The organism is Salmonella sp. 32010601201800023SM (assembly GCF_017572235.1).
GTDB classification, from domain to species: domain Bacteria; phylum Pseudomonadota; class Gammaproteobacteria; order Enterobacterales; family Enterobacteriaceae; genus Salmonella; species Salmonella enterica.
Genome location: NZ_JAGEQS010000001.1, coordinates 48,817 through 67,756, shown reverse-complemented (window position 1 = coordinate 67,756; position 18,940 = coordinate 48,817). Strand labels below are relative to the sequence as shown.

The following is an 18,940-nucleotide window of genomic DNA, read 5'->3' as shown; positions in this document are numbered from 1 at the left end:
GGCGATCTATTTTTTAGTTACGCGTGGCAATACATCATCAGACAACAAAAGACATATTTTGAAATTTATATGATTAGCAAATAATTTCATCTGATACATTTTTTGATGTAATACTTCAATGAAAAGTCCCACTAACCCGTTCATAAATGAACGATTTTGCTGCAATACGCGCCAGCAGCCTTCATGAGTTAAACGTCGCCGCGCCCAACAAGGCAGCAGATGGCTTAATACTTTCCTATACTTTGTTTGTATTTACCAATAAAGGGACAAACAATGAAAATTCTTCTATGGGCAATCTTAATTATTTTTCTGATTGGGCTGTTGGTGGTAACGGGCGTGTTTAAGATGATTTTCTGATTCCTGCGCCGGGCAGTGATAGTATCTGTCCGGCACACGTTCTGGACGCTGTAGAGATTAGATTTTAATAGCCTGAATCGCCCGCGCAATCTCGGACGAACGGTTTAACGCCCGAATCGACTGAAAGAGTTCCGTCGCCTCAATATATTCCTTACGTAAATATCCCAGCCACTGTTTAATACGCGCGACATGATATAAACCGGTATCGCCCTGCTTTTCGAGTCGGGTATATTTTTGTAATAACGCAACCACTTCCGGCCACGGCATACGCGGTTCGTTATACTTCACCACCCGGCTCAGGTTAGGAATATTTAACGCCCCGCGGCCAATCATCACCGCATCGCAGCCGCTGGTCGCCATACATGCCTGCGCGCTCTGCCAGTCCCAGATTTCGCCATTAGCGATAACCGGAATAGTCAGACGCTGGCGTATTTCGCCGATCGCCTGCCAGTCGATATGCTCGGCGCGGTAGCCCTGCGCTTTGGTACGGCCATGCACCACCAGTTCACTGGCGCCGGCCTGCTGCACCGCATCGGCGATTTCAAATTTTCTATCGCCGCTATCCCAGCCGAGACGCACTTTTACCGTCACCGGCAGATGCGACGGTACCGCGGCCCGCATCGCTTTCGCGCCCTGATAGATGAGTTCGGGATCTTTGAGCAATGTCGCGCCGCCGCCGCTGCCGTTCACCACTTTTGACGGACAGCCGCAGTTCAGGTCCACGCCATACGATCCCAACGCCGTCGCCCGCGCGGCGTTTTCCGCCAGCCACTGCGGATGCTGGCCCAGAAGCTGAATACGCACCGGCGTGCCGGACGGCGTGCGGCTGGCGTGATGCAACTCCGGGCAGATGCGATGAAACACTTTTACCGGCAGCAGCTGATCCACCACGCGCACAAATTCGGTGATGCACAGATCGTAATCATTCACTTCGGTCAGCAGCTCGCGCACTAACGCGTCGAGCACGCCTTCCATCGGCGCCAGTAAAACACGCATATCGGTATCCACAGCAAAAAAAGAGGCGCTATCATAACGCCTCTCTGCGATGAGCAAAACTTTTTGCCGGGTGGCGGCGCAAACGCTACGCTACGTCACGTAAGGCGCTCAACGCGGCTCAAGACAGTTATCTTCTTTCCAGCCGTACAGCCATTCGATACCGCGATAAAACGCCTCCTGCGATTTCCCTTTCCACAGCAGATTACGCACCTGACGCTCCACCCCGGCGGCGTGATAGAGACGCCCCATCTCGCGGGTAGACCAGACGATACGCGCCGTGCGGGGAATACGCACCGACTCATACAGCGCAAATGCCTGCTGCGCGTCGCCGTCGCAGCGTTCCAGCGCTTTGCCCAGCGTGACGGCGTCTTCCAGCGCCATACAGGCGCCCTGGGCCATATATTGCGCCACCGGATGCGCGGCGTCGCCCACCAGAGTGATACGCTCGGTTCCCCATTTCGCGACCGGCTCGCGATCGGCGGTCGACCAGCGGCGCCAGGAGGTCGGCTTATCCAGCATCTGGCGCGGGCGGGGATGAATGCCGGCAAAATAAGAGAGCACCTCTTCTTTACTGCCGTCTTTCACGCCCCACTCTTCTTGCTGGCGGCTGTGGAATGTCACCACCAGATTGTACTGTTGGCCTCCGCGCAGCGGATAATGGACCAGGTGACAATGCGGGCCTGCCCACAGCACCGGCGCATTAATACGTAAATCGTCCGGCATATCGTCGCAATCAATCACCGCCCGATAAACTACATGCCCCGTTACGCGCGGCGCATCGCCGAGTAAACTTTGCCGCACGACCGATTTAACGCCGTCGCAGCCCACGAGAATATCCGCCGTCCAGCTATTTCCCTGCTCATCAAACACCGTAACGTCATCCGGCGTCTGGCGGATATCGACAATATGGGTCGAGGTACGATACTCCACGCCAGGGTGCGTCAGCACCGCTTCCCATACCGTTGCATGAATATCTACCCGGTGAATTACCGCATACGGCCCGCCAAAATGGTCGCGGAACGCCTGCCCGGTTTCAATGCATACCACTTCTTCGGCATTCACGGCATCCATCATGGTAATGTGATCGGTAAACACCGCACGCTGGCGGGCAACATCGCCCACACCGAGACTATCCAGCGCCGAAAAAGCGTTCGGCCCAAGCTGAATACCCGCGCCAATCTCGCCAATTTCGTGCGCTTTTTCCAACAGCATGACTTTTATTCCCTGGCGCGCCAGCGACAGCGCGGTCGCCGCGCCGCCGATTCCGCCACCTACAATAATTGCGCTTGTCACGTGAGTCATGGTCATTCTCCTTTTCAGGCCGGGATTTTATCTTGTTGATTTTCCGGCGCGGCGGCAATAAACGCCGGTAGCTGTACGCAGGCGTCATAAACGGCTTTACAGCGCGGATAGCCTGATAAATCGCAGCCCATCCTGAGCGCATTCGCCCACTGAGGAATCAGGCAGCAGTCCGCAAGTCCTGGCGCGTCGCCCACGCAGAATCGTCCGGACTGACTTTTACGCAATAGCTGCTCTACCGCGCTTAACCCTTGTTGTATCCAGTGGGCGTACCAGCGTTTTTTATCCTCCTCGCTAACCTTCAGCTCATCGGTCAGGTAGCGCAACACGCGCATGTTATTGATTGGGTGTATATCGCAGGCGATAGCGTAGACAATTTCCAGCGCCTGGCTGCGCGCCGGGTCGCTCGTCGGCAGCAGCGGCGTTTGCGGAAAATGTCGGTCCAGCCAGTCGACGATGGCCAGTGATTGCCCCAACGATTCGCCGTCATCAGTGACCAGCGTCGGCACCAGGCCTACCGGATTCATCCGTCGGTAGGCCAGCGCATTCTGCTGGCCGATACGAATATTGACGCCCACTGTCTGGTAATCAATCCCCTTTAACGCCAGCGCAATACGTACACGATAAGACGCCGAACTATTAAAGAAACTGTACAGCTTCATCGTTCACCTCAGACAATTTTCACAGCAATCGGCGTCAGACCTTCTACGTTCCCGGTGATGACATCCCCTTTCACCACTGCGCCCACCCCCTCTGGCGTACCGGTGAAAATCAAATCGCCTGGCTGCAATTCAAAGAAGCCGGACAAATAGCTGATGGTTTCATTCACCGACCAAATCAGATGACGAATATCGCTGCGCTGATGGTCTTCGCCGTTAACCTGTAGCCAAATAGGGGCGTTATCCACATTATGCGTTTCAGCGGCTTTGTGTAATGGCGCAATGGGCGCGGAGAGATCGAACGCTTTGCCGATTTCCCACGGGCGTCCCATCTGACGCATTTCCATCTGACGATCGCGACGCGTCATGTCCAGACCGGTGGCGTATCCCCAGACATATTCATGGGCTTTTTCCAGCGGAATATCGCTCCCTTTTTTACCAATCGCCACCACCAGCTCAATTTCATAATGGTAGTTATCAGTCTGCGCCGGATACGGCAGTTCCAGGGTATCCCCCGCCGCTACCGGGACGACAGCGTCCGCTGGTTTACAAAAGAAGAACGGCGGTTCGCGGTCGGGATCAAAGCCCATTTCACGGGCATGGGCGGCATAGTTGCGACCCACGCAGTAAACGCGACGTACCGGAAACTGCTCATCACTGCCCGCCACGGGTACTGTTACCGGAGCCTGCGGCTGGAATACATATTTGGTCATGTTCTCTCTCCCTAATTAATAACGTGCTTCGCGGAACAGCCCCAGGGCTTCCTGAACCGGCTTGTCCGAAAAACTGAATAACACTGTGTCTTCGCTGCTGCGAAACGACACCTCATGCCAGGTCGGCGCCACAAAAATGTCTTTTGCGGAAAAATGAAAAGTTTCGTTGCCGATAGTGACCAGTCCTGCCCCTTCAACGACGTGGTAGATAGTGCTGTCGGTGCTCCGCGCCACACGCGAGGCAAAGCCTTTTGGCAACAGTTGCAGGAACGCGCCCATCGACGGCATCGGATAACCGCCGGTGACGGGATTAACGTAACGCAGCTTGTAACCTTCCCACTCATCCGGATCGCCCATACGGGTCAGATCGTGCAACGCCTCGCGACTGCGGTCGTAACGGTAGTTGAAAATCGGCGACGAGTTCCCGCGCTGGTGGCGCAGCGGCAGCATATTCGCTGCATAGCGCGGCAGATAATCGCCCTCTTTTCGCGTCACCGGCTGCTGATCTTCGGGATAGTCTTCCGCAAAACCACAGCCCAGGAGATTGACTAACGGCAGATCCAGACCATCCAGCCATACCACCGGCTCTGATCCCGGATTACCATGATCGTGCCAGCGCCACTGCGGCGTCAGGATAAAATCGCCGGTATGCATTGGCGTGCGCTCGCCGTCCACCGCGGTAAATGCGCCTTTACCTTCGACGATAAAACGCAGCGCCGACTGGTTATGGCGATGACTCGGCGCGACTTCGCCGGGCAGGATCAGCTGTAAACCAGCGTATAAGGTCGCCGTAATCGACGACTGACCGCGCAATGCCGGATTTTCCAGCACCAGCACCCGGCGGATCGCCTCTTTCGCGCCAATGACATTGCCGCTTTCCATCAGTAGCGGACGAATTTCCTGATAATTCCAGTAGGCCGGCGCGCAGTTGGCGTTTGGCGTCTGCGGTACCAGGTGATGTAACGACTCCCACAGCGGCGTCAGATTCTGCCCGGAAATATGCTGGTAATACTGTTGACGGCTATCTTTTACGTTCTGATTTATTTCAGACATGGAGATTCTCCTTATTCGTTTACGACGCTGGCACGCGGCAGGTCGTCAGGTACAGAAATCGAAAGGCGGACAACCACCGTCAGCAGGGTAAGCATTACCGCGCTGATAGCCGCCGGAATAGCAATGACAAAAAACAACGTATCGAAAGAGAAATTGAGGGCCATCATCATGCCGCCGGAGAGCGAACCGACAATCGCCCCGCAGCGTCCAATGGCGTTCGACCAGCTCACGCCCGTCGCCCGGCTTTGGGTGGGGTACAGCGTCGCCGTCAGAGCATTAAGCCCTACCTGGGAACCGCTAATACCGATGCCGGTACCAAAAATCGCCAGCGCCATCAGCCAAAGGCCGTTTTCGCTCAGGCCTATCATGACAATGCAAACTGCGCCCAGCGCATAGCTCACCGCCAGTACCCGGAACGGGTTAAGCCGGTCCATCAACACGCCGAGTAACAGCGCGCCAAGCGTGCCGCCAACCTGGAATGCGGCAGTCACCCACGACGCCTGTTGCAGATCAATACCGCGATGGTTAAGTAACGTCGGCATCCAGCTGGAAAGCAGATAGATAATGAGCAGGCTCATAAAGAACACCACCCATAACATCAGGGTAATGACAAGCTGTCGCCCGGCAAAAAGCTGGCGAATACTGCCTTTGGCGATGGCTGCCGTCTCATGCAGAAAGAATTGCGTATCGTGATAGCGCTCGCCGGTAATGGCGCTGACCGTCCGGGCGACAACGGCTTGCGGTAGTTGGCGGCGTACCTGCCAGCGGGGAGATTCCGGCAGCGCGAACAGCAGGCCGAAAAACAGCATCAAAGGCAAGATGCCGCCTAGCGCCAGAATTCCGTGCCAGCCAATCAGCGGCACCAGTTGCGCGCTCACAATCCCGCCCATCGCCGACCCCAGGGTAAAACCGCAGAACATCAGCGTGACCAGCGCTCCGCGTCGACGAGCGGGAAGGTATTCCGACGTCATGGTGATGGTATTCGGCATCGCTCCGCCCAGTCCCAGACCGGTTAAGAAGCGCAGCAACACCAGGGTTTCTATATCCGGCGAGAAAGCGGAAAGCAGGCTCAATGCGCCGAATAGCGCCACGCAAAGCTCAATGACCCGCTTGCGGCCAAAGCGATCCGCCAGCGGCCCGCATAGCAGCGCGCCGGCCGTAAGCCCCAGCAGCCCTGCGCCAAACAGCGGCGCAAGTTCGCTGGCGCTTAGCTGCCAGTGAGTACGAATATCCGGGGCGATGAAGCCAATCGCGGCGGTGTCGAAACCGTCGAGCATAACCACCAGAAAACAGCAGATGATAACGCGCCACTGCATTTTGCCGACGGGCGCGGCATCAATAAGGGCTTGTAGATCACGTCGTTGAGTCATAGCTAATGCCTCAGTGCAGGGAGATAGATGTTGTTTTTATGTTTGCTATGTTACGAGTTTGTAGAGTGAGCGATAAAATGTACAATGGCTTTTCAGGCAGAGACATAACCTGGAGGTTATAGCGAATGGCGAACTGGGCGCAGAAATTGAAATTACATCACCTGCAAACGCTGGTTGCGCTGGGCGAACAGGGCAACCTGACGCATGTCGCCCGGATGATGAATATCTCCCAGCCGGCGCTATCGAAGTGGTTATCTCAACTCGAAGATGAGATAGGCATCACGCTTTTTGAGCGCCACAGTAAAGGACTACGGCCCTCGGAAGGCGGTAAATTACTGCTCCAGCACGCCCAGCGCCTAATTAACGATCTGGAGCGTTCACAGTATGAAATCGCCCGTTTCAAGCAGGGCGGCCTGGTTGGCAGCCTGAAGATCGGCTGTTCGCCCGTGGCGACTGACTGCGTATCACAGGCGATTCTGAGCCTGCTTAACGAAATGCCGACGCTGCATCTGAATATTGAAGAAAAGGTAATGACGCCGCTGCTGCACGATTTGCTTGCCGGTCAGGTGGATGTGGTGGTAGGGCGTGTCGGCGGCCGCGCCCTGCAACTGCCGCTTAATTATCAGGTACTTTATACCGAGCCGGTCTGCTTTGTGGCGCGTCCGCACCATCCGCTGGCCGCGCGAGCGCAGATCGCCTGGAGCGATCTGGCACACTGGCGGTGGATAGTCTGGCCAACCGGCACCCCTATTCGCATCAGTATTGATAACGCCCTCGTCGATAATGGCGTCATGCTCCCGGAAAACACCATTGAATCGGCGTCAATGAACGTCAGCACCAATTTGCTGCAAAGCAGCGATATGATCTCTATTCTTTCTTTACGGCTGGCGCAACGCTATGCCAGCCAGGGGCAACTGGCGATTTTAAACTTGCCAAAAATTGAGCAAAAAGGCAGCGTAGGGATGTTCTGGCGTAAGAATGAGACGCCGTCTTTGGCCCTGAGTCGCTTTTTGTATTTTTTAGCCCAGGTTTAACACCGCCGACCAGGGGCATTGCCCGATGTTCCTGCTGTCTATACCCACTATGCTAAGAATTCATGATGTGATCGGTAGCACGTTTTAACGTTTAATTGTATGATGAATCCATCTCATCAAGGGCTTTAAACATGAGTAAGTCACTGAATATTATCTGGCAATATATACGCGCTTTTGTATTGATTTATGCCTGTTTGTACGCAGGCATTTTTCTTGCATCACTGCTTCCTATCACTATTCCCGGCAGCATTATCGGGATGTTAATTCTGTTTGTATTGCTGGCGCTGCAAATTCTGCCGGCAAAGTGGGTTAACCCCGGCTGTTATGTGCTGATTCGTTATATGGCGTTGCTGTTTGTGCCGATTGGCGTTGGGGTCATGCAATATTTTGATTTACTGCGCGCGCAATTCGGCCCGGTGGTGGTCTCTTGCGCTATCAGTACGCTGGTCGTTTTTGTGGTCGTAAGCTGGAGTTCACATCTGATACACGGTGAGCGTAAAGTGGTTGGGCAGAAGGGAACGAAAAAATGATGACATATATCTGGTGGTCGTTACCGCTGACGCTGGCGGTATTTTTCGCCGCCCGCAGACTGGCGGCGCATTTTAAAATGCCGTTGCTGAATCCGCTGCTGGTGGCAATGGTAGTCATTATTCCTTTTCTGTTGCTGACCGGTATTCCCTACGAGCACTACTTCAAAGGCAGCGAAGTACTTAACGATCTGCTGCAACCGGCGGTGGTGGCGTTGGCCTATCCCCTTTATGAACAATTGCACCAGATTCGCGCGCGTTGGAAATCCATTATTAGCATCTGTTTTGTCGGCAGTCTGGTAGCGATGATTACCGGAACATCCGTTGCCTTGCTGATGGGCGCAACGCCTGAAATCGCGGCATCGGTACTGCCTAAATCCGTGACTACGCCTATCGCGATGGCGGTGGGCGGCAGCATCGGCGGCATCCCTGCGATCAGCGCGGTATGCGTAATTTTTGTCGGTATTCTGGGCGCGGTGTTTGGCCACACGCTGTTAAACGCGATGCACATCCGTACTAAGGCCGCACGCGGGCTGGCAATGGGGACCGCCTCACATGCGCTCGGTACTGCGCGCTGCGCCGAGCTGGATTACCAGGAAGGCGCGTTTAGCTCCCTGGCGCTGGTAATCTGCGGCATTATTACCTCGCTGGTAGCGCCCTTTTTGTTTCCGCTCATTCTGGCGGTAATGCGCTAACGACGGGACAAAAGACCGGGTTAAAATTTGCGATACGTCGCGCATTTTTTATTTAAGTTTCACAAGTTGCATAAGCAATGAGATTTAGATCACATATTAAGACATAGCAGGCCCGTAAACTACGGTTCCATTACATTGTTATGAGGCAACGCCATGCATCCACGTTTTCAAACTGCTTTTGCCCAGCTTGCGGATAATTTGCAATCAGCGCTGGCCCCTATCCTGGCGGACCACCATTTTCCCGCCATGCTGACCGCAGAGCAGGTCTCGACGCTTAAAAATACGGCGGGACTGGACGAAGACGCGCTGGCTTTCGCACTGTTACCTCTGGCGGCGGCCTGCGCCCGTACCGATTTGTCCCATTTTAACGTCGGCGCGATTGCGCGCGGCGTTAGCGGCAACTGGTATTTCGGCGCGAATATGGAGTTCCTGGGCGCCACCATGCAACAAACTGTGCATGCTGAACAAAGCGCGATTAGCCACGCCTGGCTACGCGGCGAAAAAGGGCTCGCCGCCGTCACCGTTAACTACACGCCTTGCGGCCACTGTCGCCAGTTTATGAACGAGCTGAACAGCGGTCTGGATCTGCGCATTCATCTGCCGGGCCGCGCGCCGCATACGTTACGCGATTATCTGCCTGACGCTTTCGGGCCAAAAGATCTGGAGATCAAAACGCTGCTGATGGACGAGCAGGATCATGGCTTTACGTTAACGGGCGATACGCTAACGCAAGCGGCGATAACGGCAGCCAATAAGAGCCATATGCCTTATAGCCACTCACCGAGCGGCGTGGCGCTGGAATGTAAAGATGGCCGTATTTTCACCGGCAGCTATGCGGAAAACGCCGCCTTTAACCCTACGCTTCCCCCGCTGCAAGGCGCGCTAAACCTGCTGAGTCTCAATGGCTATGACTATGCGGATATTCAGCGCGCGATTCTGGCGGAAAAAGGCGATGCAGCATTAATTCAATGGGATGCCACCGCCGCAACGCTGAAAGCGTTAGGTTGCCATAATATTGACCGCGTGCTTCTCGGCTAAGCAAATGTGCCGGATAGCGACGCACTGGCGTCTTATCCGGCCTGACTCTCCTCTTCCGCGACCCGATACAAGGGAAATCATGCTGAAAATCTCCGCAATCAGACGGCGGTTTCTTGCGCTACGTCTTCGGGTACAGTAGCCTGATCGTACTTTCATCCTGGTATCGAGTTTCCTGCATGTTAAAGCGCGTGTTTTACAGCCTGTTGGTCCTGGTAGGCTTGCTGCTGTTGACGGTGCTTGGCCTCGATCGGTGGATGAGCTGGAAAACAGCGCCCTATATCTATGACGAGCTACAGGATCTCCCCTACCGCCAGGTTGGCGTCGTGTTAGGGACAGCCAAATACTATCGCAAGGGTGTCATTAATCAGTACTATCGTTATCGTATCCAGGGCGCGTTAAACGCTTACAATAGCGGTAAAGTCAATTACCTGCTGCTCAGCGGCGACAATGCCCTGCAAAGCTATAACGAACCGATGACCATGCGCAAAGACCTTATCGCGGCGGGCGTCGATCCTGCGGACATTGTGCTTGATTACGCTGGCTTCCGTACGCTTGACTCCATTGTGCGTACCCGCAAAGTGTTTGATACCAACGACTTTATTATCATCACTCAGCGCTTCCACTGCGAACGCGCCTTGTTTATTGCGTTGCATATGGGCATTCAGGCGCAGTGTTACGCGGTACCTTCGCCCAAAAATATGCTGACAGTGCGCCTGCGCGAATTTGGCGCCCGCTTTAGCGCGCTGGCGGATCTCTATATTTTTAAACGCGAACCGCGTTTTTTAGGCCCGCTGGTACCTATTCCCACGCAGCATCAGGTGCCGAATGACGCCCAGGGATATCCGGCCGTTACGCCGGAACAATTGCTTGAACTGGAAAAGAAAAAAGGGAAATGATCATGGATGTACAGACGATATTTGTCATATTAGCCTTTCTGCTACTCCCGCTTTTTTGCTTCCGTGAGGCCTGGAAAGGCTGGCGAACCGGCGCGGTAGATAAAGTTGTCAAAAATGCGCGAAAACCGGTTTATGTCTATCGCCATGCCGATCCCGTACAATATTGGTCTTATCTTTTTCTTTATACCGGTTGCGGTTTTTTATTTACTGGAATGATTATTTATCTTCTTTTTTATCGTTAATCTATTTATTATCCCTTTAAAATTGAGAATAGTTATTATTATGATATAAGGAACAAATGCTGTTTTGCATTCTGGTTTCATTTTTTTGTGAATTCTTTCACAGAATACCCTTCTTTCAATGCTTAGGCTGGCGGTAGATTTTGGATCATTAAAACGCGTTATTTGCGTTTCGCCTTAATTTATTCAAGCATTAAGGAAGATTATATGCCGCAACAAAATTATCTGGATGAACTCACGCCTGGTTTTACGCCATTACTGGCAATAAAAGAGGCTTCACGTTGTTTATTATGTCACGATGCGCCCTGTAGTCAGGCTTGCCCGGCGCAAACCGATCCGGGGAAATTTATTCGTTCTATTTACTTTCGCAATTTTAAAGGCGCAGCGGAAACTATCCGGGAAAATAATGCGCTTGGCGCCGTCTGCGCCAGAGTCTGTCCGACGGAAAAATTATGCCAGCGCGGATGTACACGTTCCGGAATAGATAAACCTATTGATATTGCACGCCTGCAACGTTTTATTACCGATTTTGAACAGCAGACTGCCATGCAGATTTATCAGCCCGGGAGTAAAACACGCGGGAAAGTAGCGATTATTGGCGCGGGTCCGGCAGGTTTGCAGGCAAGCGTGACGCTCACGCATTTAGGCTATGACGTCACCATTTACGAAAAACAGCCGCAGCCCGGCGGATGGCTGCGTCACGGCATCCCGGCATTTCGTCTGCCGCAAAGCGTACTCGATCAGGAAATTGCCCGCATTGTAGAAATGGGCGTCAATATTAAATGTAATTGTGAGGTGGGCGGGTCGCTATCGCTTGCGCAACTCAAAGCCGAATATCGCGCCGTGCTGATGACCGTCGGGATGTCCTGTGGCTCTGGTTTACCGTTATTTGAGCAAGCCAGTCACGTAGAGATTGCCGTTGATTTTTTACAGCGCGCCCGTCAGGCCGACGGCGATATTAGCGTTCCGCGTAGCGCATTAATTATTGGCGGCGGCGACGTAGCGATGGATGTCGCCAGTACGTTAAAAATTCTCGGCTGCCCTTCCGTCACCTGCGTGGCGCGGGAAGAATTAGCCGAATTCCCCGCCAGCGAAAAAGAATTTACCAGCACACAGGCATTAGGCGTATCGATTATTGATGGCTTTACGCCTGTCGCCGTCAGCGGAAATAAAGTGACCTTCCACCATGTACGCCACTCAGGAGAACTGACGCTGGAAGCGGAAAATATTATTTTGGCCGTGGGGCAGCACGCGCGACTGGATACCTTTGCGGAGATAAAAGCGCAGCATAATATTATCGACACGCACAATTATCAAACCGACGACCCGGCGATCTTTGCCGCTGGCGATATTGTTAAAGGCGATAAGACCGTCGTTTATGCGGTAAAAACCGGAAAAGAAGCCGCTCAGGCTATTCATCATTATTTAGAGGAGGCCTGCTCATGTTAACAAAAGATTTGTCTGTTACCTTTTGCGGCGTTAAGTTTCCCAATCCGTTTTGTCTTTCTTCTTCTCCGGTAGGCAATTGTTATGAGATGTGCGCCAAAGCCTATGATACCGGCTGGGGCGGGATCGTTTTTAAAACCATTGGTTTTTTTATTGCCAACGAAGTCTCTCCACGTTTTGACCACCTGACGAAAGAAGATACCGGTTTTATTGGTTTCAAAAACATGGAGCAAATTGCTGAGCATCCGCTGGAAGAGAACCTGGCCGCCATTCGAAGGTTAAAACAGGATTATCCGGATAAGGTGCTGATTGCTTCCATCATGGGGGAAAATGAGCAGCAGTGGCAGGAACTGGCGCGTCTGGTTGAAGAAGCCGGCGCGGATATGATTGAGTGTAACTTCTCTTGCCCGCAGATGACCTCGCACGCCATGGGAAGCGATGTAGGGCAAAGCCCGGAGCTGGTTGAAAAATACTGCCGCGCCGTAAAACGCGGTTCATCTTTGCCAATGCTGGCGAAAATGACGCCGAATATTGGCGATATGTGTGAAGTCGCGCTGGCCGCTAAACGCGGCGGAGCCGACGGTATCGCCACCATCAACACCGTGAAATCCATTACTAACATCGACCTGAACCGCAAAATCGGGATGCCGGTGGTTAACGGTAAATCCAGTATCTCCGGTTATTCAGGAAAAGCGGTGAAACCCATTGCGCTGCGTTTTATCCAGCAGTTGCGAATGCACCCTGAACTGCGCGATTTCCCGATTAGCGGTATCGGCGGCATTGAAACCTGGGAAGACGCTGCCGAATTTCTGCTGCTGGGCGCGGCGACCCTACAGGTGACGACAGGCATTATGCAATACGGTTACCGCATTGTAGAAGATATGGCGAGCGGCCTCAGCCACTATCTGGCCGATCAGGGATTTGCCTCATTACAGGAGATGATCGGGCTGGCGAATGGCAATATTATCCCGGCGGAAGACCTGGATCGCAGCTATATCGTCTATCCGCGGATTAATCAGGAGAAATGCGTCGGCTGCGGACGTTGCTATATCTCCTGCTATGACGGCGGTCATCAGGCGATGGAGTGGGATGAACACAGCCGCACGCCGCATTGCAATACGGAAAAATGCGTCGGTTGTCTGCTGTGCGGTCATGTCTGCCCGGTCGCCTGTATTGATTTAGGCGAGGTCAAATTTAAAAAAGGCGAAAAAGAGCACGCGTTAACACTGTAGCTCGCGGTATGAAGCCCGGCGCGCAGTTTCGCTGCGCCGGGTTATCTGATAAGCAAGGCAATAGGTCTGGATAACTACTTCTTACGCGCGTATTTCAGCGAGTCCAGCGCCACGGCGAAAATGATAATGCCGCCTTTGATAATGTACTGCCAGTACGGGTTTACCCCGATATAGGTCAGGCCATAGTTGATGACGGTAAAGATAATGACGCCGGTCACCACACCGAAGACCGTCCCCACTCCGCCGCTAAACGATACGCCCCCGACCACGCACGCGGCAATCGCATCCAGTTCATACATAAAGCCGAGGTTGTTGGTGGCAGAACCAATACGCCCTGCTTCCAGTAAGCCGCCGAAGGCATAAAACACACCGGAGAGCGCATAAATCATCAGCAGGTTCAGCGCCACGTTTACGCCGGAAACTTTTGCCGCTTCCGGGTTGCCGCCAATAGCAAAAATGTTTTTACCAAAACGGGTCTTATTCCACAGCACCCAGACAAACGCTACCGCAATCAGGGCGTAAAAGGTGATGTATGAGAGCCGGAAACTGCCCATCGCCACAAAGCCCTGCGCAAAGGTGGAAAAGCCGCTGTCAAAGCCGGAAATGGGCGAAGCGCCGACAAAGTCATAGTAAAGGGAGTTGATCCCATAAACGATAATCATCGTGCCAAGCGTGGTAATAAACGGCGTCACGTTCAGGTAAGCAATGATGATGCCGTTCACCAGGCCAATCACCGCGCCAATCGCGCAGACAATCAGGATAACCAGCGCAATCGGCATGGTCGCCATTTCCGGAAACACTTTATTGGCGTTTTCCATTGATTGCAGTAATGTTGCCGCCACGACCGCCGCCAGCCCTACCTGACGCCCCGCCGACAGGTCTGTCCCCTGTGTGACAATGAGTCCCGCCACGCCCAGCGCGATAATAATACGTACCGAAGATTGCGTCAGAATATTACTTAAATTCAACAAACTTAAAAAAGTCGGGTCCTGGAAAATAATAATCGCCAGCAACACTAAAAGAACGACGTAAATTCCGCCCTCTTTCAGCCAGGTCAAAAAGCTTTTCTTGTTTAACGCACTCATAAGGAGCCCCTGATCTTAAAGGTGCAAAGAAGCAAGACGCAAAATTTCGTTTTGCGTTGTTGTTTTAGTATCGACAATGCCGGAAACGAGACCGTTACTCATCACCAGGATACGATCGGTAATCCCTAACAGCTCCGGCATTTCAGAAGAGATAATGATGATCCCCTTGCCTTTTTTCGCCAGTTCCGCAATAAGCTGATAAATTTCAAATTTTGCGCCGACATCAATACCGCGGGTCGGTTCGTCCAGCATTAATATTTCCGGCTGCGTTAATAGCCAACGTCCAATGATCACCTTTTGCTGATTGCCGCCGGAAAGTGAGCCAATTTGCGTGCGATGCCCCGGCGTTTTTACCCGCATGGAATCAATGACCCATTGGGTGTCGCTTTTCATCCGGGAATTATCCAGTAACCCCACTTTATTTTTATAATTACGGATATTCGAAATTAATGAGTTAAATCCGATATCCAGATAGGCGTAAATTCCGGTGGAACGACGCTCTTCCGTCACCAGCGCAAAACCGTGGTTAATCGCTTCGTTCGCAGTGTGATTATTAATTTTCTTGCCATGTAAAGTGATTGTCCCGGACGACTTCTCACGAATGCCAAACAGCGTTTCGACGATATCGGTACGCTTTGCCCCAACCAGACCGGCAATGCCCAGAATTTCGCCCTTGTGCAAATCAAAGGAGACATCGCGAATGGAAGGCTGGCGTAGCGAGGTCAGGTGACGTACCTCCAGAATCACGTCGCCCGGCTTATTTTCTTTATCCGGGAAGCGCTGGTTCAGGGAACGCCCGACCATCATCGCAATGATCTTATCCATATCCAGCCCTTCCAGCGGCTGGGTGGCAATCCACTGACCGTCGCGCAAAATAGTAATTTCATCGCACAATTGAAAAATTTCTTCCATTTTATGCGAGATATAAACAATACCGCAGCCGCGTTCTTTCAGCTTGCGAATAATGGTGAACAGATGATTAACCTCTTTCTCAGTTAACGATGAGGTCGGTTCATCCATAATAACGATCTTAGCATTATAGGAAAACGCCTTCGCAATTTCGATCATCTGCATTTGCGAAACGGATAACGTTCCTACGCGCGCGCGTGGGTCAATATCGATATCCAGCTCATCAAATATCGCTTTGGTATCCTGGTACATTTTATCCTGGTCGACAAACATACCTTTGGTGGGATAACGTCCCAGCCACATGTTATCCATGACCGAACGTTGTAATACCAGGTTTAACTCCTGGTGTACCATCGAAATCCCATTCTCCAGCGCTTCTTTCGCCGAATGGAAGTCCACTTCTTTTCCCTGAAATACAATGCTGCCGGAATCTTTTTGGTAAATACCGAAAAGACATTTTAATAATGTTGATTTGCCTGCGCCGTTTTCGCCCATTAATGCATGAATAGAGTGCGGACGAACGTTTAAGTTGACATTATCAAGCGCTTTCACGCCGGGAAATGATTTGTTAATGCCACGCATTTCCAACAAATATTCACCCGACGACGGAGAGATCGTGCTGCCCATAATGATACCCTGTCGGCCTTTTTAATTATGACTATCCGCGCCGGATGGCAAAAGAAATACGTTATCCGGTCTGCGGCGCGTCACCCTTCCACGGTTTCAGGGCGCAACAAAATTGCGCCCACAGACGGAAAAGTTATTTTTGGGTAAATTCGCTCAGATTGTCTTTGTCCACGCCGACATAAGGCACGCGCACGATTTTGTTCTCAATCTTCCAGCTGGTGCCGTCAGCCGCGCCCTTGCCTTCGGCGAGGTTTTTCGCCAGATCGAATGTCGCTTTCGCCTGATTGTTGGCGTCATTCAGTACCGTACCGGCCATCGCGCCCGATTTCACCAGCGCCAGGGCTTCCGGTAACGCATCGACGCCAAAGACCGGAATCGACGATTTATTATGCGCTTTCAGCGCCTCTACCGCGCCCATCGCCATCGCATCGTTATTCGCGATAACCACTTCAATCTTGTTAGCGTTCGGGCCAGATAGCCAGGCATCCATCTTATCTTTTGCCTGCGCGGTATCCCACATGGCGGTGTCTAACGCCAGTTGCTCGGTCTGAATACCTTTAGCATTTAACTCTTTCACCACATACGTCGTACGAGCTTCAGCATCCGGGTGCCCCGGCTCGCCTTTCAGCAGAACATACTGAATTTTACCGTCTTTATTCAGATCCCAACCCTGATTCGCCTGCCAGTGTTTGGCAATCAAGTCGCCCTGAATCACACCGGATTCTTTAGAGTCAGTCCCGACATAATACGCCTTGTCATAGCTGTCCAGCGCTTTGCGGGAAGGCTCTTTGTTAAAGAACACCACCGGCACATTTTGCCCGCGCGCTTTCTCAATCACCGTACCGGCGGCTGCCGGGTCGACCAGGTTAATCGCCAGAGCTTTAACCCCTTTCGCCAATAAAACGTCAATTTGATCATTCTGTTTAGATTGATCGTTTTGCGAGTCATTCATCAGTAGCTGAACATCCGGCGCGGATTTGCCATCTTTTTCAATAGCCTTACGCACCACGGACATAAAGTTATCGTCATATTTATAAATCGTCACGCCAATACGAGTATCAGCCGCCTGCGCGTGCGCGCCGAATAACAGACTTGCCATCACGGCAGAAAGGGTCAGTACCTTCTTATTCATGGTAGCTCCGGTTTTATTATGTAGGGTATAGCGTAAAAAAATGCCCGGCTGTTCAGCACGTTAACGCGTGTTACTGAACGCCGAAGCGTATTTAGAGCCTATCCCACCAGGCGTTATTGGCGCAGCCAGTTTGGACACGGACAGCGCGCAAAAACCGGAGCGTACACGTAGTACGTGAGGTTTGACTCGCTACGCTCGCCCTTCGGGCCGCCGCAAGCGGCGTTCAAAACGCTAACGCGTTTTGGCGAGCACTGACCAGGTCCAAAATGGCAAGTAAAATAGCCCTAATGGGATAAGCTCTTATTCAACTCTTTATTTTTGTCCGGTAGTCGCGGGATATTGTGATAACGGTTTTTATAAGCGAAATACCCCAGCAAAACTGACAACTAACTGTTACACGTTAGTTACAGTGCGACAAACGTTGTCATCATAGCTATCACAATGTTAATAAACTGTGAATTTACTCACAGATTGAAAACGGTTACATGCGGTGCGTAATCAGTTAGTGATCAGTACCGCATTCTGTCGCCATGCCACCGAATGGCGCCGTACCAGGGTCGGCATGAAGCAGTGCGTCGCCGTGATATCCAGCGTGCCTGCAGCCCCCTGTAACGCCAGCTCGGTCGCGATTTTCGCCATAGAAGCAATAGGATAGCGCACGGTAGTCAACTGAGGATCGGTATAACGAGCAATAGGGATATCATCGAAACCGATGACAGACAGATGCAAGGGAATGGCGATGCCGTTATCTTTTAACGCCGTCAGCGCGCCCGCCGCCATGTTATCGTTATAGGCAAATACCGCCGTCAGTTGCAGATTGCGTCCCAGCAACTCAACCATTGCCGACTCGCCGCCCTGCATGTCCGGCGTGCCGGTGCCTATCCAGCTCTCCGACGCAGCAATCCCCTGCTCTTGCAGCGCGTGTAACCACCCTTCTCTGCGCATCGCGTCATCTTCAATACGGTGGCTGGAGGCCAGGTAGCCGATGCGTTGATGTCCATTATTCAGCAACATTCGGGTCGCCATTCTGGCGCCGCTCACATTGTCGAGACAAACACAACGATGCGCATAACCCGGCACGATACGGTTAATCAGCACCATACCGGGGATCTGATCCATAAAGTCGCTCAGCTCGCGATCGGTTAAGGCTTTTGAGTGAACAATCAATGCGTTACAACGCTGACGGATCAAGACTTCAATCGCATGGCGCTCTTTTTCCGCCTCATGATAACTGTTGCCAATGAGAACATATTTCTGGTGCTGCTGCGCGACCAGATCTACGGCTTTCACCAGAGCGCCGAAAAAGGCATCGGAAACATCCATGACCACGACGCCGATGGTGTCGCTCACCTGGGTGGCCAGCGCTTGCGCATTCGCATTTGGCCGATATCCCAGCAGGGTGACGGCCTGCATAACGGCGTCACGGGTGTCGGGACTGACTAACGCGCTGTTATTCAGTACGCGGGAAACGGTCGCTACAGACACGCCAGCCTGGCGCGCTACATCACGAATGGTGATCATATTCACTGCCCTGTTTGAGTTCAAAAATGCTCACAAATGCCCCGTTAGCAGGCGGCTATTTTGTCAGCACCCTGCCCAGGGCTGCGTGAGAAACATCACAGGGATGGAAACG

Annotated in this window: 19 protein-coding genes; 9 read left to right on the top strand and 10 right to left on the bottom strand. The window is 52.6% G+C overall.

Going from position 1 to position 18,940, the window contains the following annotated elements; translation table 11 throughout:
* The first annotated feature begins 273 nt into the window (after window positions 1-273).
* Entirely contained in the window at window positions 274-357 is an 84-nt protein-coding gene (yohP, locus tag J4617_RS23155) for a small membrane protein YohP (RefSeq protein ID WP_000698460.1), read from the top strand.
* Between the two features lie 57 nt (window positions 358-414).
* Here yohP and dusC read toward each other — a convergent pair whose 3' ends face one another.
* The 6 genes from dusC to J4617_RS00295 all read right to left on the bottom strand — a co-directional run bounded on the left by dusC (window position 415) and on the right by J4617_RS00295 (window position 6,447).
* A complete protein-coding gene (gene dusC, locus J4617_RS00320; protein WP_017465876.1) occupies window positions 415-1,353 on the bottom strand; it encodes a tRNA dihydrouridine(16) synthase DusC in 939 nt (312 codons plus the stop codon).
* A 108-nt stretch (window positions 1,354-1,461) separates the two neighbouring features.
* Entirely contained in the window at window positions 1,462-2,655 is a 1,194-nt protein-coding gene (locus J4617_RS00315; protein ID WP_000150103.1) for a 3-hydroxybenzoate 6-monooxygenase, read from the bottom strand.
* A gap of 14 nt (window positions 2,656-2,669) precedes the next feature.
* Window positions 2,670-3,314 (bottom strand): maleylacetoacetate isomerase, encoded by a 645-nt coding sequence (maiA, locus tag J4617_RS00310; RefSeq protein WP_000781183.1) that lies wholly within the window; start codon window positions 3,312-3,314, stop codon window positions 2,670-2,672.
* Between the two features lie 8 nt (window positions 3,315-3,322).
* Window positions 3,323-4,024, bottom strand: coding sequence for a fumarylacetoacetate hydrolase family protein (locus tag J4617_RS00305; protein ID WP_000170621.1), 702 nt, complete (start codon window positions 4,022-4,024; stop codon window positions 3,323-3,325).
* A 15-nt stretch (window positions 4,025-4,039) separates the two neighbouring features.
* Window positions 4,040-5,077, bottom strand: coding sequence for a gentisate 1,2-dioxygenase (gtdA, locus tag J4617_RS00300; protein ID WP_001289853.1), 1,038 nt, complete (start codon window positions 5,075-5,077; stop codon window positions 4,040-4,042).
* 11 nt (window positions 5,078-5,088) lie between these two features.
* Complete coding sequence (locus J4617_RS00295) at window positions 5,089-6,447, bottom strand: aromatic acid/H+ symport family MFS transporter (protein WP_000194218.1); 1,359 nt, start codon at window positions 6,445-6,447, stop codon at window positions 5,089-5,091.
* Between the two features lie 125 nt (window positions 6,448-6,572).
* Here J4617_RS00295 and J4617_RS00290 point away from each other — a divergent pair, with 125 nt between their 5' ends.
* From J4617_RS00290 to preA, 8 genes are all read left to right on the top strand, one after another.
* Window positions 6,573-7,481, top strand: coding sequence for a LysR substrate-binding domain-containing protein (locus tag J4617_RS00290; RefSeq protein WP_000024658.1), 909 nt, complete (start codon window positions 6,573-6,575; stop codon window positions 7,479-7,481).
* A gap of 131 nt (window positions 7,482-7,612) precedes the next feature.
* On the top strand, window positions 7,613-8,011 hold the full coding sequence (locus tag J4617_RS00285; protein WP_000045719.1) for a CidA/LrgA family protein: 399 nt from the start codon (window positions 7,613-7,615) through the stop codon (window positions 8,009-8,011).
* Window positions 8,008-8,703 carry a CidB/LrgB family autolysis modulator gene (locus J4617_RS00280; protein ID WP_000989296.1) on the top strand — a complete coding sequence of 232 codons (696 nt, stop codon included), beginning with the start codon at window positions 8,008-8,010 and terminating at the stop codon, window positions 8,701-8,703. The genes J4617_RS00285 and J4617_RS00280 overlap by 4 nt, the downstream gene beginning before the upstream one ends.
* A gap of 153 nt (window positions 8,704-8,856) precedes the next feature.
* Complete coding sequence (gene cdd, locus J4617_RS00275) at window positions 8,857-9,741, top strand: cytidine deaminase (RefSeq protein ID WP_000553526.1); 885 nt, start codon at window positions 8,857-8,859, stop codon at window positions 9,739-9,741.
* Between the two features lie 176 nt (window positions 9,742-9,917).
* The gene (gene sanA, locus J4617_RS00270) at window positions 9,918-10,637 is read left to right on the top strand and encodes an outer membrane permeability protein SanA (RefSeq protein WP_000920081.1); all 720 of its coding nucleotides are present in this window, start codon (window positions 9,918-9,920) and stop codon (window positions 10,635-10,637) included.
* On the top strand, window positions 10,634-10,879 hold the full coding sequence (locus tag J4617_RS00265; RefSeq protein ID WP_000605187.1) for a DUF2542 family protein: 246 nt from the start codon (window positions 10,634-10,636) through the stop codon (window positions 10,877-10,879). Before sanA ends, J4617_RS00265 begins: the two co-directional genes overlap by 4 nt.
* A gap of 204 nt (window positions 10,880-11,083) precedes the next feature.
* A complete protein-coding gene (locus J4617_RS00260; protein ID WP_001136409.1) occupies window positions 11,084-12,325 on the top strand; it encodes an NAD(P)-dependent oxidoreductase in 1,242 nt (413 codons plus the stop codon).
* Entirely contained in the window at window positions 12,319-13,554 is a 1,236-nt protein-coding gene (preA, locus tag J4617_RS00255; protein WP_000956095.1) for an NAD-dependent dihydropyrimidine dehydrogenase subunit PreA, read from the top strand. The genes J4617_RS00260 and preA overlap by 7 nt, the downstream gene beginning before the upstream one ends.
* Window positions 13,555-13,628: 74 nt before the next feature.
* Here the strand turns inward: preA and mglC are convergent, their stop codons facing one another.
* From mglC to galS, 4 genes are all read right to left on the bottom strand, one after another.
* A complete protein-coding gene (mglC, locus tag J4617_RS00250) occupies window positions 13,629-14,639 on the bottom strand; it encodes a galactose/methyl galactoside ABC transporter permease MglC (protein WP_001275101.1) in 1,011 nt (336 codons plus the stop codon).
* 15 nt (window positions 14,640-14,654) lie between these two features.
* Window positions 14,655-16,175 (bottom strand): galactose/methyl galactoside ABC transporter ATP-binding protein MglA, encoded by a 1,521-nt coding sequence (mglA, locus tag J4617_RS00245; protein ID WP_000535913.1) that lies wholly within the window; start codon window positions 16,173-16,175, stop codon window positions 14,655-14,657.
* Between the two features lie 133 nt (window positions 16,176-16,308).
* The gene (mglB, locus tag J4617_RS00240) at window positions 16,309-17,307 is read right to left on the bottom strand and encodes a galactose/glucose ABC transporter substrate-binding protein MglB (RefSeq protein ID WP_017465879.1); all 999 of its coding nucleotides are present in this window, start codon (window positions 17,305-17,307) and stop codon (window positions 16,309-16,311) included.
* Window positions 17,308-17,805: 498 nt separating this feature from the next.
* Entirely contained in the window at window positions 17,806-18,828 is a 1,023-nt protein-coding gene (gene galS, locus J4617_RS00235) for an HTH-type transcriptional regulator GalS (RefSeq protein ID WP_000628631.1), read from the bottom strand.
* Window positions 18,829-18,940 lie beyond the last annotated feature (112 nt).